This is a genomic window from Phytoactinopolyspora limicola, assembly GCF_011320225.1.
GTDB classification, from domain to species: domain Bacteria; phylum Actinomycetota; class Actinomycetes; order Jiangellales; family Jiangellaceae; genus Phytoactinopolyspora; species Phytoactinopolyspora limicola.
This window is the reverse complement of sequence record NZ_JAAOEN010000017.1, coordinates 1-22,321: the sequence shown is the minus strand read 5'-3', so window position 1 is coordinate 22,321 and position 22,321 is coordinate 1. Positions and strand designations below refer to the sequence as shown.

Here is a 22,321-nt window from a genome sequence, read left to right as displayed (position 1 = left end):
CCGGCGCGCCGCCCTCAACCCATGATCATGAACATTCATTCGGTGATATCCCACCATGTTCTTTCATGGCGAGGCACGTCCGCGCCAGCCTTCGACCGGCAGGGCGAACTTCGCGACCAGCCGATCGGTGAACGGCGCCTCGTGCAGCCTGGCCAGCCGCACCGGCCGGTGGCCACGGTGCACCTCCACGCGGGCCCCCGGTGGAAGGTCGACGGCCCGGCGTCCATCACACCACAACACCGCACCCGCCGTCCGCGGCTGGATGGTCACCGCCAGCTCCGACGACGGAGCCACCACGAGCGGCCGAGCGAACAACGCATGGGCGCTGATGGGCACCATGAGCAGCGCCTCCATCTCCGGCCACACCACGGGCCCACCCGCGCTGAACGCATACGCCGTGGAGCCCGTGGGGGTGGCCATCACCACACCATCACACCCCCACCGGGACAGCGCCCGGCCGTCGATCTCGGCCACTAGGTCGAGCATGCGCTCCCGGCTCGCCTTCTCGACGCTGACCTCGTTGAGCGCCCAGCCCGTCGCCAGCACGTTGCCGTCGTGCCGCACCGTGACGTCGACCGTCATCCGCTCCTCGACCAGGTAGTCGCGGCTGACCACGTGATCCACGGTGTAGCTGAGGGCGTCCCGCTCCGCTTCGGCCAGAAAACCGATGTGCCCGAGATTGACGCCGAGAATCGGCGTTCCCGTGGCCCGGGCCAACTCGGCACCGCGCAGGATGGTGCCGTCGCCCCCCAGCACCACCACCAGCTCGCACCCGTCGGCGGCCCGCGGACCGGCGCTGACCGGCCGCACGCTGGCCACCGACGAACCCACCAGCTCAGCGTGTTCGTCGGCCAGCGCTCGCACGGCGATGCCGTAATGGGTGAACAACTCGACCGCCTCCACGGCGACCTGCCTGGCTTCTTTCCGCCCCGTATGCGCCACCAGGAGCACACACCGCTCATCACTGTCCGGCTGCGTGCTGGAGCTCATGTTGGCCCCTCCTCGACGGCGCGATCGACGGCGGAACGGTCCACTGGGCCGGCGTCGGCGCGCAACCACAGGAAATACTCGACATTGCCCGAGGGGCCGGGCAACGGACTCGCGGCCACACCAGCAACCCCGAGGCCCTGCTCAGCCGCCGTGTCGGCCACGGAACACACGGCCTCAGCCCGCAACGCCGGGTCGCGAACCACACCGCCCTTGCCAACCCGGTCCTTGCCGACCTCGAACTGAGGTTTCACCATGAGCACGAAATCGGCGCCGGGCCCGGCCACCGCCCGCAGCGGCGCCACGACGAGGCGCAGCGAGATGAAGGAAAGGTCGGCGACGACGACGTCGACCGGCTCACCCACGATCTGCGGCGTCAGGTCTCGTACGTTGGTCCGGTCATGGACATCGACGCGTTCGTCGGAGCGCAACGACCAAGCCAGCTGACCGTAGCCGACATCAACGGCCACCACGGCGGCCGCCCCGCGGCGCAGTAGTACGTCGGTGAACCCGCCGGTCGACGCACCCGCGTCGAGGCAGCGCCGAGCGGCCACCGTCAGTCCGTCGGCGGCGAAGGCATCCAGCGCCCCAGCGAGCTTGTGACCACCTCGGGACACGTACTCTTCACCGATCGGCGGTTCGACGACGACGAGCGCGACCGCAGGGTCGACGGACGTCGCCGGCTTCGTCGCGACCATACCCGCCACCCGCACCCGCCCGTCGGCGACCAGGGTGGCTGCGTGTTCCCGAGATCTGGCGAGGTTACGACGGACGAGTTCGGCGTCCAGCCGGCGACGCTGCGCCACCGGCTCACCCCCACCCGGCGGTGTCGGGTGCTACACCGTCGGCCGCTGCGGCGGGTGTGTCGTCGTCAGGTTCGTCGGCGAGCCGGTCTTGCAACGCCCGATGAACCTGCTCCACCACGGCGGCATGTTCATGCACCGGCTTCGCTTCGAGGCCGCGTAATGTGCGTAGCGCTTCGTCGACCGCGGCGTCGCCGGTGGACTCGCCCGGTGTGTCTGTGTGGGGCCGTGGGGCCGAGCCGACCGGCCCGGTGGGCTCTTCCTGCATGAAGGCCACGCTAGTACGCCCACCGGCCCGCGCGCTCCCTCGTGGGCTCGACGCGCCGCCGTCGCGGTCCACACCGGCCATCCTACGAACCCTCACCAGGTGTGCCGCCCGGTGCCGGCCACCACGGCTCCAGCGCGGCTACCACCGACCGCGGATCCACGTTCTCCGTCGCCCACGTCGCACCACAGGCCGCCCGGAGCACATCCAGCGCAGCGGGATGCGAGCCGGCCGGCCGTTGCGCCGATGCCCGCGGGGCGTCGTCCCGATGATGGACGAACAGCCGGCCGCCGGTGACCTCGGCCCGGCACTGGCCATACTCGACCTGCCCCGCAGCAACGGCGAGAGAGCTCGCTGGAGCCTGAAGTGCACGTAGGTCTACACCTATATACGTGGGGCGGACGTGAGCCGGTGCCAGCACCAGCTGTGCCGGGGAGGTGACACCAGTGAGGACCAACAAGCTGTCCACGCCCGCCCGGACCGCACCTTCGATGTCGGTGTCCAGGCGGTCGCCGACCACCAACGGCCGGATGGCGCCGCTGCGCACCATAGCCTCCCGGTGCATGGGTGGTTCCGGCTTCCCCGCCACGACGGGGTCTCGTCCCGTAGCCGCCCGAACCGCGTCCACGAAGGCGCCGTTGCCAGGGGCGAGCCCCCGCGGCGTCGGCACCGTCCGGTCCACGTTGCTGGCCACCCATGGCAGCCCGCTGGCTACCGCGTACGACCCCTCCGCCAAGGCTCGCCAGTCAACATCCGGCGCGAATCCCTGCACGACGGCCACCGGCCGCTCGGCCAGGGAGCGCACCGGCACCAGGCCCCTTTCCTCGAGCGCCGCCGTCAGCCCCTCCCCGCCGACCACCAGCACGGCGGAACCGGCGGGCACCCGCTCGGCCAGCAGCCGCGCCGCCGCCTGCGCCGAGGTAATCACCTCCGCGGGTAGTGCCTCTACGCCGAGTTCGGTGAGATGAGCGGCGACCTCCTCGGGTGGACGCGAGGCGTTGTTGGTCACGAACGCCAACCGCATACCCTCGGCCCGGGCCGATTTCAACGCCGCTGGTGCGTGATCGACAGCGTCCGGTCCGATGTAGACCACGCCGTCCAAGTCCAGCAACGCGACGTCGTAGGTAAGCGCCAGCACCTGATCGAGATCACCGTGGTCCACGGATCCATCCTCCCTCAGCTCGTTCACATTCCAGCCACGCCCCGTGATCGTCGCCGCATTTCCGCCCCTCACCCCGTGATCGTCGCCGCATTTCCGCCCTCGCCTGGGGTGATCGTCGCCGGTTTCGTGTCGCTATAGCGGCCAGATCTGGGTTTCGATCACCGCGAGGCAGGGCACAAACCCGGCAACGATCACCGGGAGTGAGGCGGGCCAAACGGCAAGCTTAGGGCCTGTGCGCGACCTCGAGTGAGGTCAGGGCATGGTCGTCTAGAGCCGCCGACCCGCCGCCGACGGTCCGGCGTCAGTTTTGACGCGAGGGTAGAACGACCACGTCCGCCACCGTCTCATCCTCGGGGCGGCTCACCCCCAGAGCGGGAGCTGACGGGGAGCGAGATTGATCGGCCTCGTCCCCAGTCTGGCCATACCCGTCAGCGTCTCCAACGACCACAGCTGCCGTGCCGACCTCTACCTCGTACCGGTTTCGTGGCCCTTGGGGCGATCGCCAGAACCGCCGTCGGAGGGCGCCGGTGATCTCGACGATGTCGTCCGGCTCGACCATCAGCAGCCGCTGCCGGGCGAATGCGGTCCACGCCACGCAGGTCACCGTATCGACCATCCGCCGGCGACCGGTGCGTGCCGCCGGCGGCCGCTCTATCACCAGACGCACGCTGACCAGCTCATCACCACTGGGTAAGACCGTGGCCTTCGGATCAGCGGCGACCCGGCCGACCAGCCGAACCTCGTTGTGATGAACTTCCTGGTCAGGCAGTGCTGCCATGGATCTACTCCTTTCGATGTCCTTGCTCCATCGTCGCCACCTCGTCCCCACGTCGCCAGTCCCTCCATGCCATCTGTGGACAACGCGACGGACGCCGGATTCACCTGTGGACAACTGACCGGGGAGTTCGGACGGAGCAGACACACCGCCCAGATCATGGACGCAGAACGTACTTCCCGCGGACACCTCCCTTGGCAACGGCACGGTGGACCACGGCGACCTGATCGAGCGGGACAACGGCATGCACCCGCGCCGGCAACCGGCCACTCGCCGTGGCGTCGAGAAGCTCAGCGAGCCGGGCGACGTCAGGCTGTACCTCGACCACCCGGACCGTGATGGAGCGCTCTCCCGGCGGTGCCGCGCCGGGCCGTACTCCAACGAACAGACCGCCGGCCCGGACCAGCGCTATGCCGCCCTCCTGGAGCATGGCGCAATCGGCGACCGCGTCCCAGCCGGGTGCGGGAGCCACACTGAAGTCGGCGCCGAGGCTACGCACGAACCCCTCGTCTTCTGCCCTGGCCAATCCAGTGACCCGCCAACCATGCTCCCGGGCTAACGCCACCGTCGATGCACCCACGGCACCTGCCGCACCGGTGACCAGCAGGGTTCGGCCGTTGCCGGCACCAAGCAGGTCGACCAACTGGGCGGCGGTCAGACCGTTGAGTGCGACCGTGGCGGCTGTGGCCAACTCGAGGCCATCGGGTACTAGAGCAACATCGCTCGCCGGGACGACGATCTGTTCGGCGTACGTGCCGAAATCGCGGTTGAACCCGCTGACCAGTCCCGCCACGCGGCCACCGATGGCGAGATCGACGTCCGGCGCGGCCGCGACGACGGTTCCGGCGAAGTCCCAACCAAGGCCGGTGTAATGGGGTTGATCGATCAGCCCAAGCTGGTGGAACACACCGTCGGCCACCGCAAGGTCGACCGGGTTGACCGTTGCCGCGGAGATCTCGACCCGGACCTGTCCTGGTCCCGGCTCGACGACGGGTACATCGATCATCTCGATGGACTGTGGGCCGCCGGGGTGGCGGACCACCGCTGTACGGAAAGTGGCGGACATGTTGGCCTCCTCTGGAGATATTTACCCTGTTCCACCACAATGGATGGGTAACTCTCCGACGGGAAGTAGGCACTTCGGAGTGCGTATCTCACCGCAGAGTAAGAAGGAGCGACGGATGCCGACGATGACAGCAGCTCAGAAGCGAGCACAGGCGAAGGCGGAGTACGACGCATTCCTGGCGAACTGTCCCAGCCGGCAACTCCTCGATCGAATCTCGGACAAGTGGGTGGCGCTGGTGCTGGCGGCGCTCGGCAGCGACTGCCCGCACCCCGACGGTGCCGGGGAGCCCCGATCGATGCGCTACTCGGAGTTGTCGCGCCAGCTGGCGGGTGTCAGCCAGAAGATGCTCACGCAGACACTGCGGTCCCTTGAGCGCGACGGTCTGCTCACGCGTACGGTGACGCCGACCGTACCCGTCACGGTCACCTATGAGCTGACCAACCTTGGGCTGTCACTTCATGGACTGATGCGCGGACTCAAAGTGTGGGCGGAGACGAATATGGACGACATACTCACCAACCGCGAGAAGTACGACACCACCGGCGGAGCGACCTAACTCGTCACCCGCCGGACGCCACGGTCTAGGCGTCCGGGCCCGCTTCCGGCTCTACTTCGCTTCCATACTCCCGGTGATCATTGCCGGGTTTGTGCCCTGCCTCGCGGTGATCGTCGCCGCGGGGGGGGGGGGGAGGGGGCGCCCCCCCCAGGCCTGGGCGGTTTTTGGGCCGCGCCGGGGGTTGAGGGGGGCCGTTTGGGGGCCGCTATAGCGACCCGAAAGCGGCGACGATCACCGGGGTGAGGGGCGGAAATGCGGCGACGATCACGCGGCCGGTGGCAGCCAGACGATGCTCACGCAGACGCCGCACGGACACTAGGCGTCGGGGCCCGCTTCCGGCTCTACTTCGCTTCCATCCGATGCTGTCGCCACTTCGCTGCCGTCTGAGGCTGCCGCCCGTTCCGCCGCGTCGGTCTCCTCGTCCACATCCGCTTCGGCCGCCCTGATGAACCAGCGGCGCGCCTCCTTCTCGCGGCCCGCCGCCTCCAGAGCATCGGCATACGCGTACCGCAGCCGTGCGACCCATCCTTCGTTCGCCGCCGAACGCAGCTCCGGCACCTGCAGCAGCGCGGCCGCCGCGGCGTCTTGTCCGAGATCGCGACGGGCACCGGCCGCCACGATCAGCATTTCCATACGCGCCGCTATACCCAAACCCGTGATCGCCGGATCGCCGGCCAGGTCGAGCGCCCGCTCCGGGCGCCCCAGGCCACGCTCACAATCGGCCATCATCGGAAGATACTCGGCCGACCCCGTCATCCGCCGCACCGTCCGCAACTCGGCCAATGCCTCGGCGTACCGGCCGCTGCGGTAAGCAGCGATACCCGCGGCCTCCCGCACCACACCGAGCCTGGTGGCTCTGCGACGAGCGGCCATCGCATGTTCATAGGCCGCCTCGACGTCGTCGTCCAGTAGCCGGCCAGCCATGACCAGATGGCGCGCCACCACGCGCGCGGTGCCGGAGCTCAAGCTCTCCAGCTCCGCCAGTACCTCGTTGTCTAGTTCATCCGGCGTGACGTCGTCATCGATCGGCGGATCAGGCACCCGTTCGGGATCGACTGTGTCCGGCCGATCGCGGTCAGTGCCTCCAGGGCCTCGGCCTCGCACGTCCGGGCGCCCGCGGTCTACGGAGTCGCCACGACGAGGCCGACCGGAGCCACCGCTGTCCCGGCCACCAGCAGCGGCACCACCGCGGCCACCACGTTCGGGCCGGCCCTCATCGCGTCCGCCGCGTCCAGAGCGTCGATCGTCGCTCCCCCGCGCGTCGCCGCGGCCTCCGGGGCGGCCCTGGCCATCCGCGGACCGTCCGCCTCCCGACTCGCCTGGGCCAGAACGGCGTTGCCCGCCCCCACCCGAACCTTGCCCAGGGGGCCCCGAACGCTGCCCGCCACCGCGGCCTCCCGGTCCTTTGCCCGTCTCGGGCCGTCCTGGCCGGCCAGAGCCGCGTCGTCCCCGACCTGGGTCGTCAGATCGTCCACCGTCGCGCCGTTCTGCCATGGTGCGGTAACTCCTTGTGGGCTCGGGGGTTTCCGGCCGGTACCGGGGTTGTGCCGTTGTGGTGTTGTGGGGTGGAAATGGTACAGGGCCGGCCCCCGGTGTGTTGGGGGCCGGCCCTGTGTGGTGTATGTCCGGCGGTGTCCTACTCTCCCACCCCGTCTCCAGGGCAGTACCATCGGCGCTGAAGGGCTTAGCTTCCGGGTTCGGAATGGGACCGGGCGTTTCCCCTTCGCTATGACCGCCGGAACTCTATGGAGATGTGTTCGGGTGTTCCCGACCGTATCTCGGGAACCGCACAGTGGACGCGTGTGTCTTCACAGCAAAGATTGTGTGTGTGTCAAGTCCTCGGCCTATTAGTACCGGTCAGCTTCACGCATTGCTGCGCTTCCACGTCCGGCCTATCAACCCAGTCGTCTAGCTGGGGGCCTTACCCGGTTGACCCGGTGGGAGACCTTATCTTGAAGCAGGCTTCCCGCTTAGATGCTTTCAGCGGTTATCCCTTCCGAACGTAGCTAACCAGCCGTGCTCCTGGCGGAACAACTGGCACACCAGAGGTTCGTCCGTCCCGGTCCTCTCGTACTAGGGACAGCCCTTCTCAAGTTTCCTGCGCCCGCAGCGGATAGGGACCGAACTGTCTCACGACGTTCTAAACCCAGCTCGCGTACCGCTTTAATGGGCGAACAGCCCAACCCTTGGGACCGACTACGGCCCCAGGATGCGACGAGCCGACATCGAGGTGCCAAACCATGCCGTCGATATGGACTCTTGGGCAGGATCAGCCTGTTATCCCCGGGGTACCTTTTATCCGTTGATCGACAGCGCTTCCACAAGCCACTGCCGGGTCACTAGTTCCTACTTTCGTACCTGTTCGACATGTCTGTCTCACAGTCAAGCTCCCTTGTGCACTTGCACTCGCCACCTGATTGCCAACCAGGCTGAGGGAACCTTTGAGCGCCTCCGTTACCTTTTGGGAGGCAACCGCCCCAGTTAAACTACCCACCAGGCAATGTCCCTGATCCGGATCACGGACCGAGGTTAGATGTCCAATACGACCAGAGTGGTATTTCAACGTTGACTCCACAACCACTGGCGTGGCTGCTTCAAAGTCTCCCACCTATCCTACACAAGCCGAACCGAACACCAATACCAAGCTGTAGTAAAGGTCCCGGGGTCTTTCCGTCCTGCTGCGGGTAACGAGCATCTTTACTCGTAGTGCAATTTCGCCGAGTCCGTGGTTGAGACAGTGGGAAAGTCGTTACGCCATTCGTGCAGGTCGGAACTTACCCGACAAGGAATTTCGCTACCTTAGGATGGTTATAGTTACCACCGCCGTTTACTGGCGCTTAAGTTCTGAGCTTCGCCACCAAAGATGGCTAACCCGTCCCCTTAACGTTCCAGCACCGGGCAGGCGTCAGTCCGTATACATCGTCTTGCGACTTCGCACGGACCTGTGTTTTTAATAAACAGTCGCTTTCCCCTGGTCTCTGCGGCCTTTGACGCTTCCACCGAGAAGGTGTACACGTCTCCGGCCCCCCTTCTCCCAAAGTTACGGGGGCATTTTGCCGAGTTCCTTAACCACGGTTCACTCGATCGCCTTGGTATTCTCTACCTGACCACCTGTGTCGGTTTGGGGTACGGGCGGACTTGACACTCGTCTAGAGGCTTTTCTCGACAGCTTAGGATCACCCACTTCGCCACAATCGGCTCGGCGTCCAGCCTCGGGCACTACTGTGGCGGATTTGCCTACCACGGCCCTGCGCTGTTACCCCGGGACTACCATCGCCCGGGTTGGGCTACCTTCCTGCGTCACCCCATGACTTGTCTACTACCGGTCTGGGTCCCGCGCTCACTCGCAGTACGTCCCGAAGGACACACCGCAAGATCGGGCGGTTAGCATCGCCGGGGTCAACATGGTCGCGTCAAAACCGGTACGGGAATATCAACCCGTTGTCCATCGACTACGCCTGTCGGCCTCGCCTTAGGTCCCGACTTACCCAGGGCGGATTAGCCTGGCCCTGGAACCCTTGGTCATTCGGCGGACGGGTTTCTCACCCGTCTTTCGCTACTCATGCCTGCATTCTCACTCGTGTGGCGTCCACAACTGGGTCACCCCGCTGCTTCAATCGCCACACGACGCTCCCCTACCCAACCATGCACCTGGACCCATCCCACAAGGAGACGGGCCGAGCATACGCATGATTGCCACAGCTTCGGCGGTGTACTTGAGCCCCGCTACATTGTCGGCGCAAAATCACTTGACCAGTGGGCTATTACGCACTCTTTAAAGGATGGCTGCTTCTAAGCCAACCTCCTGGTTGTCTGTGCGACTTCACATCCTTTCCCACTTAGCACACGCTTAGGGGCCTTAGCTGGTGGTCTGGGCTGTTTCCCTCTCGACTATGAAGCTTATCCCCCATAGTCTCACTGCCACGTTCTCACTTACCGGCATTCGGAGTTTGGCTGACGTCAGTAACCTTGTAGGGCCCATTGGCCATCCAGTGCTCTACCTCCGGCAAGAAACACGTGACGCTGCACCTAAATGCATTTCGGGGAGAACCAGCTATCACGGAGTTTGATTGGCCTTTCACCCCTACCCACAGGTCATCCGCCCACTTTTCAACGTAGGTCGGTTCGGGCCTCCACGCGGTCTTACCCGCGCTTCACCCTGCCCATGGGTAGATCACTCCGCTTCGGGTCTAGGGCATGCGACTCAAACGCCCTGTTCGGACTCGCTTTCGCTACGGCTTCCCCTCAACGGGTTAACCTCGCCACATACCGCTAACTCGCAGGCTCATTCTTCAAAAGGCACGCCGTCACATCCCACAAGGAAATGCTCCGACGGCTTGTAGGCACACGGTTTCAGGTACTATTTCACTCCCCTCCCGGGGTACTTTTCACCATTCCCTCACGGTACTGTTCCGCTATCGGTCATCAGGGAGTATTTAGGCTTAGCGGGTGGTCCCGCCAGATTCACACGGGATTTCTCGGGCCCCGTGCTACTTGGGTTTCATGCTCCGGAGTCATCGTCTGACGTCTACGGGGGTTGCACCCTCTACGCCGGGCCGTTCAAGACCCTTCGACTTCAACGATGATTTCTTACTCCTGACCAGCTCGGCAGAACTGATATGCACAATCCCACAACCCCGCATACGCAACCCCTGCCGGGTATCACACGTATACGGTTTGGCCTCTTCCGCTTTCGCTCGCCACTACTCACGGAATCACTGTTGTTTTCTCTTCCTGTGGGTACTGAGATGTTTCACTTCCCCACGTTCCCTCCAACCACCCTATGTGTTCAGGTGGAGGTGACGGCACATGACTGCCGCCGGGTTTCCCCATTCGGACATCCCCGGATCGTAGCTCGGTTGCCAGCTCCCCGGGGCATATCGCAGGCTCCCACGTCCTTCATCGGCTCCTGATGCCAAGGCATCCACCGTGTGCCCTTAATAACTTGACCACAAAGATGAAGATGCTCGCGTCCACTGTGCAGTTCTCAAGCTACGGGCGGTAAACCCAACCCCCACCCCCGTCAAACACCACACACAGCAGCAGATACGAGGAGAGCTGGGACCCATGAAGCGACCAGCCAACGGCCGATCCCTCAGGACCCAACAGCGTGCCTAATTATCGACGTTCCATCCATGAGCAACCACCGCAGGACATTCGCCTACGACATGGCTCTGCACCGAACTCAAAGAGTCCGGCGAGAATGCTCCTTAGAAAGGAGGTGATCCAGCCGCACCTTCCGGTACGGCTACCTTGTTACGACTTCGTCCTAATCGCCAGTCCCACCTTCGACGGCTCCCTCCCACAAGGGGTTAGGCCACCGGCTTCGGGTGTTACCGACTTTCATGACGTGACGGGCGGTGTGTACAAGGCCCGAGAACGTATTCACCGCAGCGTTGCTGATCTGCGATTACTAGCGACTCCAACTTCACGGGGTCGAGTTGCAGACCCCGATCCGAACTGAGACCGACTTTTTGGGATTCGCTCCACCTTGCGGTATCGCAGCCCTCTGTATCGGCCATTGTAGCATGCGTGAAGCCCTGGACATAAGGGGCATGATGACTTGACGTCATCCCCACCTTCCTCCGAGTTGACCCCGGCAGTCTCCTATGAGTCCCCGGCATTACCCGCTGGCAACATAGGACGAGGGTTGCGCTCGTTGCGGGACTTAACCCAACATCTCACGACACGAGCTGACGACAGCCATGCACCACCTGTACACGGCCCAAAAGGACCCGACATCTCTGCCGGTACACCGTGTATGTCAAACCCAGGTAAGGTTCTTCGCGTTGCATCGAATTAATCCGCATGCTCCGCCGCTTGTGCGGGCCCCCGTCAATTCCTTTGAGTTTTAGCCTTGCGGCCGTACTCCCCAGGCGGGGCGCTTAATGCGTTAGCTACGGCACGGATCCCATGGAAGAGGACCCACACCTAGCGCCCAACGTTTACGGCGTGGACTACCAGGGTATCTAATCCTGTTCGCTCCCCACGCTTTCGCTCCTCAGCGTCAGTTCCGGCCCAGAGACCCGCCTTCGCCACTGGTGTTCCTCCTGATATCTGCGCATTTCACCGCTACACCAGGAATTCCAGTCTCCCCTGCCGGACTCTAGCCTGCCCGTATCCACCGCAGACCCGGGGTTGAGCCCCGGGCTTTCACGGCGGACGCAACAGGCCGCCTACGAGCCCTTTACGCCCAATAATTCCGGACAACGCTCGCACCCTACGTATTACCGCGGCTGCTGGCACGTAGTTGGCCGGTGCTTCTTCTGCGCCTACAGTCACCCGAAAGCTTCGTCGGCGCCGAAAGAGGTTTACAACCCGAAGGCCGTCATCCCTCACGCGGCGTTGCTGCATCAGGCTTTCGCCCATTGTGCAATATTCCCCACTGCTGCCTCCCGTAGGAGTCTGGGCCGTGTCTCAGTCCCAGTGTGGCCGGTCGCCCTCTCAGGCCGGCTACCCGTCGTCGCCTTGGTAGGCCATTACCCCACCAACAAGCTGATAGGCCGCGGGTCCATCCTTAGCCAGAAACCCTTTCCACGCGCAGACCATGCGGTCACGCGTCATATCCGGTATTAGACCCAGTTTCCCAGGCTTATCCCAGTGCTAAGGGCAGGTTACCCACGTGTTACTCACCCGTTCGCCGCTCGAGTACCCCCGAAGGGGCCTTTCCGCTCGACTTGCATGTGTAAAGCACGCCGCCAGCGTTCGTCCTGAGCCAGGATCAAACTCTCCATTAAGGTCATATGACAACCCCAGCCCCTCACCAAAAGCAAGAAACCAGAGCACGTCGACACTTAGAGAAAGAAAAAACCCTAGCAAAACAAACAGATCCAAAGACCTGCTGTATCACCAAAGGAATCCCGAAACCACGATCAACCATGCCGCGCATACACACGACACAACCACCGCGGAACGGGGGTTAAATTGGCATCGACAATTATTATGGCACGCTGTTGAGTTCTCAAGAATCGGACGCAATCTGAGTCCGTCCCGCTAGGGACTCGCTCGGTGCGATCCACTTGCTCTAGCTTACGTTTCCCCAGCTATCCGCGTCAAATTCGGATCTAGGTCCGAATCGCCGCAGCAAGATCAATCCTCGCCAGAGCAACTCCACTAGCTTACAACACGCGGTTCCATCTCACCAACGGGACCCCGAGTTGCAGACCCCGCGTGACAGCCACCGGGTACGCACATGCGAACCGTAGGAGGTTGTCAGGCGGGATTGGCATCCACGGGCCGGCCACCATCTCAGGTGTCCCGCGCCCCGCGGGCCGAAGAGAAACTTACGACTTTCCACGACACCGCGTCAAGCTGCTTCCACGTGATGCCCAACACGTGGGCCATCGGTGCTGGTCAGGCAAGCTCGACGCCCCCCACGGTGCGCTTGCCTCGACGCAAGACCAGCCATCGTCCATGCAGGAGATCACTCCGGCTCGGCCTGGCCTCCGGCAAGGTTGCTGGATCCAGGCGCTCGTTGTTGACGTAGGCGCCACCATCGGAGACAGCGCGTCGGGCCGCTGAGCGGGTCTCGGCCAGGCCCGCCTGGAGCAGAAGGTCGACGTAGGTTGGTAGTTCGTCGCCGGCCTCCACTCGCGGCGCCCCTGCTTCGGCGAGCGCTGCTGACAGGGTGCGCTCGTCTAGTTCTTCGAGCGCACCGCGGCCGAACAGGGCCTGCGACGCCGCCACCACTCGCTGGGTCTCCTCGGTCCCATGTACGAGGCTGGTCAGCTCTTCGGCCAAGGCTCGCTGGCCGGCCCGCGCCGCCGGTCGTTCGGCGGTCTGCTTCTCCAAGTCCTCGATCTCGTCCCGCGAGAGCGAGCTCATGATGCGCAGATGACTAGACACGTCAGCGTCGTCGAGGTTGAGCCAGAACTGGTAGAACCCGTAGGGAGACATCATCTCCGGATCGAGCCAGATCGCACCTCCGGCCGTTTTGCCGTATTTGGTGCCATCGGCTTTGGACAACAACGGAGTCGCCAGGGCGTGCACGGAGGCTCCCTCGATCCGCCGGATCAGGTCGACGCCGGCGGTGAGGTTGCCCCATTGGTCGCTGCCGCCAGTCTGCAACGTGCAGCCGTATCGCCGATGTAGCTCGAGGTAATCGAGCGCCTGGAGGATCTGGTAGCTGAACTCCGAGTAGCCGATGCCGATGTCGGAGTTCAGCCGAGCGGCCACGGCCTCTTTGGCGAGCATCTTGTTGACCCGGAAATGTTGCCCGATATCGCGCAGGAACTCGATGGCGGACATCGGCGCCGTCCAGTCGAGGTTGTTCACCACTCGGGCCGCGTTGGAGCCACTGAAGTCGAAGAAGGGCTCGACTTGACGCTTAATCTTGTCGACCCACCCGGCAACGACGTCGGGATCATTCAGCGTCCGCTCACGATCCGGATTGGGGTCGCCGATGAGTCCAGTGGAACCGCCGACCAGCGCCAAGGGCCTGTGCCCGGCCTGCTGGAGTCGGCGAGCGGTGAGGAGCTGCACCAGATGCCCGTGGTGAAGGCTGGGCGCAGTAGGGTCGAAGCCCACGTAGTAGGTGACCGGACCAGCCGCCATAGCGGAGCGAAGCTCCTGCTCGTCGGTCGACAGCGCGATCAGCCCGCGCCAGTGCAGCTCGTCCACGATCTCGGTCACAGTCTCCAGTCTCCTTCAGGGCATGCGTCGAGTGGGATGTACGGCCCCGTCAGGCACGCTGTGTCCGGCAGCCACCATCCCGTGTACCACCCAATGATCCCGCATCGATGTCGTAACCGCACAGTTGACCTCGGATCGGATATCAGGCTCCAGGTCCGCGCACCCGTGTCGCGGACCCAACTGACGTCGAGAGGACACTCTTAGACTCGTCTCGTGTACAGCGCCCCTACCGACCGTTCTCGGTCCTTCCTCCGGCAACCAGCGCTGAAGGCGGCATCAGGGCTGCTCGGAGGCATACTCAGGCATGATTCCGACGACGGCACCGTGGCCATCCTGGTGACCGAGGTAGAAGCCTATGAGTCATCCGATGATCCAGGATCACACGCCTACCGCGGCCGCACGGCACGCAACGCGTCGATGTTCGGCGACGCCGGACACCTGTATTGCTATCTCCACCTCGGCCTACACCACTGCGCCAATATCGTGTGCCAACCGACGGGCCAAGCCGCGGCGGTTCTCATTCGGGCCGGATTGGTCATCGAAGGGAGCCAGCTTGCCCACCAGCGACGGACCACCCGTGGTGTGGTGCGCTCCGACCGCGATCTCGCTCGGGGCCCGGGTCGGCTGACCGTCGCGCTCGGCCTCGATCACCGACACGATGGACTCGACCTACTCGCCGGGGGCCCGGTAACCCTCGTCCTCCCGACCACACCGGTTCCGACCAGCACCGTCGGTGCTGGTCCCCGGGTCGGAGTCAGCGGCGCCGGCGGAGATGGAGCCCGCTTTCCGTGGCGATTCTGGATCGACGGCGACCCGACGGTCTCGGCTTACCGCGCCGCGCGGACATGACGAGCCCCGCGACAGGACATTTGACCGCGCCTATCGCGCTGCCCACGTCCGGACCACCTCGTCGAGCGCACCCATAGGCAGCTGCCCATTGCCGAGGACCACGTCGTGGAAAGCCCTGACGTCGAACCGGTTGCCAAGCGCCGCTTCGGCCGACGCTCGGATGCGCTGGATCTCCAGCCGACCCACCATGTAGGCCAACGCCTGGCCGGGGGACGAGATGTACCGGTCGACCTCAGAGACGATCTCCACCTCGGGGGTGGCGGTGTGCGCGAGCATGAAGTCAACGGCTTGTTGCCGGCTCCACCCCTTGGCATGTAGACCAGTGTCGACTACCAGTCGACAGGCTCGCAGCGAGTCTTCGCTGAGCATGCCGAGTTTGGCGACGTCGTCGGAGTACAGCTCCATCTCGTCGGCCAGCCGCTCGGCGTAGAGTCCCCAGCCTTCGTTGAACGCGGTGATCGAGGCTAGGCGCCGCAACAGTGGTAGCTCAGTCAGCTCCTGGGCGATAGTGAGTTGGAAATGATGGCCCGGCACCGCCTCATGGAAGGCGATCGCCTCGGCGCTATATCGATCGCGCTTCTGCGCGTCGTAGGTGTTGGCGAAGTAGACGCCTGGTCGGCTCCCGTCCATCGCCGGCTGCATATAGTAGGCCACCGGCGCGCCGGGCCCATCGGTAGCCGGCACCGCTTCGACAACACACCCCTGGCTCGGAAGCCGGCCAAACCAGTGGGGCGCCACCTGCTCCGCACGCTCCACCGCCGCGCGCGCCGCGGAGAGCAACTCGTCACCGTCACGCCAGCGCATCGCCGGATCGGTACGCAGCCGGCTGAGAATCTCACCGACGTCACTGGTGCCGAACACGCGGGCACCGATGGCCGCGTACTCCTCCGCAAGACGGGCCAGGACCTCCAGCCCAGTGGAATGAAGTTCCTGCGGGCTCCGGCCGGTGGTGGTGTGGCTACGCACGAGTCGGGCGTAGTACACCTCCCCGTCGGGCAACCAACACAAACCGGCTTGGTCGTCAGCCCGGCCGCTCGGACATATCTCAGCGGCGACCGTATCGCGGTATCGCGCCACCCCCGGATAGACCACCTCGTTCAGGAGCCGGTCACGCCGAGCCACGAACGCCGCGGTGTCAATGCCGCTGTCTAGTCCAGGACGGCGCAGTGGGTCGGCCTCGGGCGCCCCGAGATAGCGGGAGAAATGCTCAACGGCGAGGCCCGCTAGCCGTCGGACCGGTGTCCGTCCCGCCGCAATACCCGCCCGGTGCCGTTCGGTGAGCGTGCTGAGCAGGGCTGGCAGACCCGACAGCCGGTCCAGGTATCCCTCAGCGTGGCTCTGCTCGGCGATGCCGATCATGGACAGTCTCGACAGCGTCCCGACGGCAGCGGAGAAGAACGAGTCCGCCACGGTGTACTCGACACCGCGGGCAGCGATGGCAGCCAACTCGGCATCGGCCTGCTGGAGGATCACGGCCCGAGCAATTCGATCGTCGGCCGTCAGCTGTGCCGGATCCGCCGCCTCCGCCCGAGCCCTGATCGTCTCGAGCCGGCCTGCCACCGCGGACTCGCCTGCTTCGGAATAGTCAGTCAGAAGATCCTCGCGGTCGCGGATCCCCAGTAACGATGCCGTGATGGGATGTGCGTCCAACAGAACGTGAATGAGCTCATCAGCGAGCTTGGTAATGGTCATACGGCCTTCTCCGCTGTCGGCGACGTGGGCGCTGTAGACGCCCCACCAGCCGTGCCGACACTACCGAAAGCATGCCTCACTAATGCTCCTGGCCCCGGGAGCCCGTTGTGGTGTTGTGGGGTGGAAATGGTACAGGGCCGGCCCCCGGTGTGTTGGGGGCCGGCCCTGTGTGGTGTATGTCCGGCGGTGTCCTACTCTCCCACCCCGTCTCCAGGGCAGTACCATCGGCGCTGAAGGGCTTAGCTTCCGGGTTCGGAATGGGACCGGGCGTTTCCCCTTCGCTATGACCGCCGGAACTCTATGGAGATGTGTTCGGGTGTTCCCGACCGTATCTCGGGAACCGCACAGTGGACGCGTGTGTCTTCACAGCAAAGATTGTGTGTGTGTCAAGTCCTCGGCCTATTAGTACCGGTCAGCTTCACGCATTGCTGCGCTTCCACGTCCGGCCTATCAACCCAGTCGTCTAGCTGGGGGCCTTACCCGGTTGACCCGGTGGGAGACCTTATCTTGAAGCAGGCTTCCCGCTTAGATGCTTTCAGCGGTTATCCCTTCCGAACGTAGCTAACCAGCCGTGCTCCTGGCGGAACAACTGGCACACCAGAGGTTCGTCCGTCCCGGTCCTCTCGTACTAGGGACAGCCCTTCTCAAGTTTCCTGCGCCCGCAGCGGATAGGGACCGAACTGTCTCACGACGTTCTAAACCCAGCTCGCGTACCGCTTTAATGGGCGAACAGCCCAACCCTTGGGACCGACTACGGCCCCAGGATGCGACGAGCCGACATCGAGGTGCCAAACCATGCCGTCGATATGGACTCTTGGGCAGGATCAGCCTGTTATCCCCGGGGTACCTTTTATCCGTTGATCGACAGCGCTTCCACAAGCCACTGCCGGGTCACTAGTTCCTACTTTCGTACCTGTTCGACATGTCTGTCTCACAGTCAAGCTCCCTTGTGCACTTGCACTCGCCACCTGATTGCCAACCAGGCTGAGGGAACCTTTGAGCGCCTCCGTTACCTTTTGGGAGGCAACCGCCCCAGTTAAACTACCCACCAGGCAATGTCCCTGATCCGGATCACGGACCGAGGTTAGATGTCCAATACGACCAGAGTGGTATTTCAACGTTGACTCCACAACCACTGGCGTGGCTGCTTCAAAGTCTCCCACCTATCCTACACAAGCCGAACCGAACACCAATACCAAGCTGTAGTAAAGGTCCCGGGGTCTTTCCGTCCTGCTGCGGGTAACGAGCATCTTTACTCGTAGTGCAATTTCGCCGAGTCCGTGGTTGAGACAGTGGGAAAGTCGTTACGCCATTCGTGCAGGTCGGAACTTACCCGACAAGGAATTTCGCTACCTTAGGATGGTTATAGTTACCACCGCCGTTTACTGGCGCTTAAGTTCTGAGCTTCGCCACCAAAGATGGCTAACCCGTCCCCTTAACGTTCCAGCACCGGGCAGGCGTCAGTCCGTATACATCGTCTTGCGACTTCGCACGGACCTGTGTTTTTAATAAACAGTCGCTTTCCCCTGGTCTCTGCGGCCTTTGACGCTTCCACCGAGAAGGTGTACACGTCTCCGGCCCCCCTTCTCCCAAAGTTACGGGGGCATTTTGCCGAGTTCCTTAACCACGGTTCACTCGATCGCCTTGGTATTCTCTACCTGACCACCTGTGTCGGTTTGGGGTACGGGCGGACTTGACACTCGTCTAGAGGCTTTTCTCGACAGCTTAGGATCACCCACTTCGCCACAATCGGCTCGGCGTCCAGCCTCGGGCACTACTGTGGCGGATTTGCCTACCACGGCCCTGCGCTGTTACCCCGGGACTACCATCGCCCGGGTTGGGCTACCTTCCTGCGTCACCCCATGACTTGTCTACTACCGGTCTGGGTCCCGCGCTCACTCGCAGTACGTCCCGAAGGACACACCGCAAGATCGGGCGGTTAGCATCGCCGGGGTCAACATGGTCGCGTCAAAACCGGTACGGGAATATCAACCCGTTGTCCATCGACTACGCCTGTCGGCCTCGCCTTAGGTCCCGACTTACCCAGGGCGGATTAGCCTGGCCCTGGAACCCTTGGTCATTCGGCGGACGGGTTTCTCACCCGTCTTTCGCTACTCATGCCTGCATTCTCACTCGTGTGGCGTCCACAACTGGGTCACCCCGCTGCTTCAATCGCCACACGACGCTCCCCTACCCAACCATGCACCTGGACCCATCCCACAAGGAGACGGGCCGAGCATACGCATGATTGCCACAGCTTCGGCGGTGTACTTGAGCCCCGCTACATTGTCGGCGCAAAATCACTTGACCAGTGGGCTATTACGCACTCTTTAAAGGATGGCTGCTTCTAAGCCAACCTCCTGGTTGTCTGTGCGACTTCACATCCTTTCCCACTTAGCACACGCTTAGGGGCCTTAGCTGGTGGTCTGGGCTGTTTCCCTCTCGACTATGAAGCTTATCCCCCATAGTCTCACTGCCACGTTCTCACTTACCGGCATTCGGAGTTTGGCTGACGTCAGTAACCTTGTAGGGCCCATTGGCCATCCAGTGCTCTACCTCCGGCAAGAAACACGTGACGCTGCACCTAAATGCATTTCGGGGAGAACCAGCTATCACGGAGTTTGATTGGCCTTTCACCCCTACCCACAGGTCATCCGCCCACTTTTCAACGTAGGTCGGTTCGGGCCTCCACGCGGTCTTACCCGCGCTTCACCCTGCCCATGGGTAGATCACTCCGCTTCGGGTCTAGGGCATGCGACTCAAACGCCCTGTTCGGACTCGCTTTCGCTACGGCTTCCCCTCAACGGGTTAACCTCGCCACATACCGCTAACTCGCAGGCTCATTCTTCAAAAGGCACGCCGTCACATCCCACAAGGAAATGCTCCGACGGCTTGTAGGCACACGGTTTCAGGTACTATTTCACTCCCCTCCCGGGGTACTTTTCACCATTCCCTCACGGTACTGTTCCGCTATCGGTCATCAGGGAGTATTTAGGCTTAGCGGGTGGTCCCGCCAGATTCACACGGGATTTCTCGGGCCCCGTGCTACTTGGGTTTCATGCTCCGGAGTCATCGTCTGACGTCTACGGGGGTTGCACCCTCTACGCCGGGCCGTTCAAGACCCTTCGACTTCAACGATGATTTCTTACTCCTGACCAGCTCGGCAGAACTGATATGCACAATCCCACAACCCCGCATACGCAACCCCTGCCGGGTATCACACGTATACGGTTTGGCCTCTTCCGCTTTCGCTCGCCACTACTCACGGAATCACTGTTGTTTTCTCTTCCTGTGGGTACTGAGATGTTTCACTTCCCCACGTTCCCTCCAACCACCCTATGTGTTCAGGTGGAGGTGACGGCACATGACTGCCGCCGGGTTTCCCCATTCGGACATCCCCGGATCGTAGCTCGGTTGCCAGCTCCCCGGGGCATATCGCAGGCTCCCACGTCCTTCATCGGCTCCTGATGCCAAGGCATCCACCGTGTGCCCTTAATAACTTGACCACAAAGATGAAGATGCTCGCGTCCACTGTGCAGTTCTCAAGCTACGGGCGGTAAACCCAACCCCCACCCCCGTCAAACACCACACACAGCAGCAGATACGAGGAGAGCTGGGACCCATGAAGCGACCAGCCAACGGCCGATCCCTCAGGACCCAACAGCGTGCCTAATTATCGACGTTCCATCCATGAGCAACCACCGCAGGACATTCGCCTACGACATGGCTCTGCACCGAACTCAAAGAGTCCGGCGAGAATGCTCCTTAGAAAGGAGGTGATCCAGCCGCACCTTCCGGTACGGCTACCTTGTTACGACTTCGTCCTAATCGCCAGTCCCACCTTCGACGGCTCCCTCCCACAAGGGGTTAGGCCACCGGCTTCGGGTGTTACCGACTTTCATGACGTGACGGGCGGTGTGTACAAGGCCCGAGAACGTATTCACCGCAGCGTTGCTGATCTGCGATTACTAGCGACTCCAACTTCACGGGGTCGAGTTGCAGACCCCGATCCGAACTGAGACCGACTTTTTGGGATTCGCTCCACCTTGCGGTATCGCAGCCCTCTGTATCGGCCATTGTAGCATGCGTGAAGCCCTGGACATAAGGGGCATGATGACTTGACGTCATCCCCACCTTCCTCCGAGTTGACCCCGGCAGTCTCCTATGAGTCCCCGGCATTACCCGCTGGCAACATAGGACGAGGGTTGCGCTCGTTGCGGGACTTAACCCAACATCTCACGACACGAGCTGACGACAGCCATGCACCACCTGTACACGGCCCAAAAGGACCCGACATCTCTGCCGGTACACCGTGTATGTCAAACCCAGGTAAGGTTCTTCGCGTTGCATCGAATTAATCCGCATGCTCCGCCGCTTGTGCGGGCCCCCGTCAATTCCTTTGAGTTTTAGCCTTGCGGCCGTACTCCCCAGGCGGGGCGCTTAATGCGTTAGCTACGGCACGGATCCCATGGAAGAGGACCCACACCTAGCGCCCAACGTTTACGGCGTGGACTACCAGGGTATCTAATCCTGTTCGCTCCCCACGCTTTCGCTCCTCAGCGTCAGTTCCGGCCCAGAGACCCGCCTTCGCCACTGGTGTTCCTCCTGATATCTGCGCATTTCACCGCTACACCAGGAATTCCAGTCTCCCCTGCCGGACTCTAGCCTGCCCGTATCCACCGCAGACCCGGGGTTGAGCCCCGGGCTTTCACGGCGGACGCAACAGGCCGCCTACGAGCCCTTTACGCCCAATAATTCCGGACAACGCTCGCACCCTACGTATTACCGCGGCTGCTGGCACGTAGTTGGCCGGTGCTTCTTCTGCGCCTACAGTCACCCGAAAGCTTCGTCGGCGCCGAAAGAGGTTTACAACCCGAAGGCCGTCATCCCTCACGCGGCGTTGCTGCATCAGGCTTTCGCCCATTGTGCAATATTCCCCACTGCTGCCTCCCGTAGGAGTCTGGGCCGTGTCTCAGTCCCAGTGTGGCCGGTCGCCCTCTCAGGCCGGCTACCCGTCGTCGCCTTGGTAGGCCATTACCCCACCAACAAGCTGATAGGCCGCGGGTCCATCCTTAGCCAGAAACCCTTTCCACGCGCAGACCATGCGGTCACGCGTCATATCCGGTATTAGACCCAGTTTCCCAGGCTTATCCCAGTGCTAAGGGCAGGTTACCCACGTGTTACTCACCCGTTCGCCGCTCGAGTACCCCCGAAGGGGCCTTTCCGCTCGACTTGCATGTGTAAAGCACGCCGCCAGCGTTCGTCCTGAGCCAGGATCAAACTCTCCATTAAGGTCATATGACAACCCCAGCCCCTCACCAAAAGCAAGAAACCAGAGCACGTCGACACTTAGAGAAAGAAAAAACCCTAGCAAAACAAACAGATCCAAAGACCTGCTGTATCACCAAAGGAATCCCGAAACCACGATCAACCATGCCGCGCATACACACGACACAACCACCGCGGAACGGGGGTTAAATTGGCATCGACAATTATTATGGCACGCTGTTGAGTTCTCAAGAATCGGACGCAATC

12 protein-coding genes and 6 rRNA genes are annotated in these 22,321 nt (G+C 62.9%); 2 read left to right on the top strand and 16 right to left on the bottom strand.

The features are described 5' to 3' along the window. Nucleotides 1-63: 63 nt before the first annotated feature. The 6 genes from G8760_RS24870 to G8760_RS24845 all read right to left on the bottom strand — a co-directional run bounded on the left by G8760_RS24870 (nucleotide 64) and on the right by G8760_RS24845 (nucleotide 5,058). Complete coding sequence (locus G8760_RS24870) at nucleotides 64-990, bottom strand: NAD kinase (protein WP_166355544.1); 927 nt, start codon at nucleotides 988-990, stop codon at nucleotides 64-66. Beyond that, nucleotides 987-1,793 (bottom strand): TlyA family RNA methyltransferase, encoded by an 807-nt coding sequence (locus G8760_RS24865; protein WP_166355543.1) that lies wholly within the window; start codon nucleotides 1,791-1,793, stop codon nucleotides 987-989. The genes G8760_RS24870 and G8760_RS24865 overlap by 4 nt, the downstream gene beginning before the upstream one ends. A 4-nt stretch (nucleotides 1,794-1,797) precedes the next feature. Continuing rightward, on the bottom strand, nucleotides 1,798-2,058 hold the full coding sequence (locus G8760_RS24860) for a hypothetical protein (RefSeq protein ID WP_166355536.1): 261 nt from the start codon (nucleotides 2,056-2,058) through the stop codon (nucleotides 1,798-1,800). Between the two features lie 82 nt (nucleotides 2,059-2,140). Then, entirely contained in the window at nucleotides 2,141-3,217 is a 1,077-nt protein-coding gene (locus tag G8760_RS24855; protein ID WP_211199011.1) for an HAD-IIA family hydrolase, read from the bottom strand. 301 nt (nucleotides 3,218-3,518) lie between these two features. After that, nucleotides 3,519-3,995, bottom strand: coding sequence for a single-stranded DNA-binding protein (locus tag G8760_RS24850; RefSeq protein ID WP_166355542.1), 477 nt, complete (start codon nucleotides 3,993-3,995; stop codon nucleotides 3,519-3,521). A 154-nt stretch (nucleotides 3,996-4,149) separates the two neighbouring features. Then, the gene (locus G8760_RS24845) at nucleotides 4,150-5,058 is read right to left on the bottom strand and encodes an NADP-dependent oxidoreductase (RefSeq protein ID WP_166355541.1); all 909 of its coding nucleotides are present in this window, start codon (nucleotides 5,056-5,058) and stop codon (nucleotides 4,150-4,152) included. A 115-nt stretch (nucleotides 5,059-5,173) separates the two neighbouring features. On the opposite strand from G8760_RS24845, the gene G8760_RS24840 reads away from it, so the two are divergent. Next, on the top strand, nucleotides 5,174-5,614 hold the full coding sequence (locus G8760_RS24840) for a winged helix-turn-helix transcriptional regulator (protein ID WP_166355540.1): 441 nt from the start codon (nucleotides 5,174-5,176) through the stop codon (nucleotides 5,612-5,614). A 315-nt stretch (nucleotides 5,615-5,929) separates the two neighbouring features. Here the strand turns inward: G8760_RS24840 and G8760_RS30010 are convergent, their stop codons facing one another. The 6 genes from G8760_RS30010 to tyrS form a co-directional block, all read right to left on the bottom strand. Then, nucleotides 5,930-6,655, bottom strand: a complete 726-nt coding sequence (locus G8760_RS30010) for a hypothetical protein (RefSeq protein WP_207782699.1) — start codon at nucleotides 6,653-6,655, stop codon at nucleotides 5,930-5,932. Nucleotides 6,656-6,735: 80 nt separating this feature from the next. Continuing rightward, nucleotides 6,736-7,089 carry a hypothetical protein gene (locus tag G8760_RS30005; protein WP_207782698.1) on the bottom strand — a complete coding sequence of 118 codons (354 nt, stop codon included), beginning with the start codon at nucleotides 7,087-7,089 and terminating at the stop codon, nucleotides 6,736-6,738. A 148-nt stretch (nucleotides 7,090-7,237) separates the two neighbouring features. Further along, nucleotides 7,238-7,354: ribosomal RNA gene (gene rrf / locus G8760_RS24830) — 5S ribosomal RNA — on the bottom strand. Nucleotides 7,355-7,441: 87 nt separating this feature from the next. After that, nucleotides 7,442-10,565: ribosomal RNA gene (locus G8760_RS24825) — 23S ribosomal RNA — on the bottom strand. 263 nt (nucleotides 10,566-10,828) lie between these two features. Next, nucleotides 10,829-12,351: ribosomal RNA gene (locus G8760_RS24820) — 16S ribosomal RNA — on the bottom strand. The 16S, 23S and 5S rRNA genes sit together here, the layout of an rRNA operon. Before the next feature lie 616 nt (nucleotides 12,352-12,967). Beyond that, complete coding sequence (gene tyrS / locus G8760_RS24815; RefSeq protein WP_166355539.1) at nucleotides 12,968-14,245, bottom strand: tyrosine--tRNA ligase; 1,278 nt, start codon at nucleotides 14,243-14,245, stop codon at nucleotides 12,968-12,970. Nucleotides 14,246-14,458: 213 nt separating this feature from the next. On the opposite strand from tyrS, the gene G8760_RS24810 reads away from it, so the two are divergent. Next, entirely contained in the window at nucleotides 14,459-15,094 is a 636-nt protein-coding gene (locus G8760_RS24810; protein ID WP_166355538.1) for a DNA-3-methyladenine glycosylase, read from the top strand. Nucleotides 15,095-15,124: 30 nt separating this feature from the next. Here G8760_RS24810 and G8760_RS24805 read toward each other — a convergent pair whose 3' ends face one another. From G8760_RS24805 to G8760_RS24790, 4 genes are all read right to left on the bottom strand, one after another. Then, complete coding sequence (locus tag G8760_RS24805; RefSeq protein ID WP_166355537.1) at nucleotides 15,125-16,786, bottom strand: DUF885 domain-containing protein; 1,662 nt, start codon at nucleotides 16,784-16,786, stop codon at nucleotides 15,125-15,127. Between the two features lie 178 nt (nucleotides 16,787-16,964). Continuing rightward, a 5S ribosomal RNA gene (gene rrf, locus G8760_RS24800) occupies nucleotides 16,965-17,081 on the bottom strand. Between the two features lie 87 nt (nucleotides 17,082-17,168). Next, nucleotides 17,169-20,292, bottom strand: a 23S ribosomal RNA gene (locus G8760_RS24795). A 263-nt stretch (nucleotides 20,293-20,555) separates the two neighbouring features. Further along, nucleotides 20,556-22,078: ribosomal RNA gene (locus G8760_RS24790) — 16S ribosomal RNA — on the bottom strand. Nucleotides 22,079-22,321 lie beyond the last annotated feature (243 nt).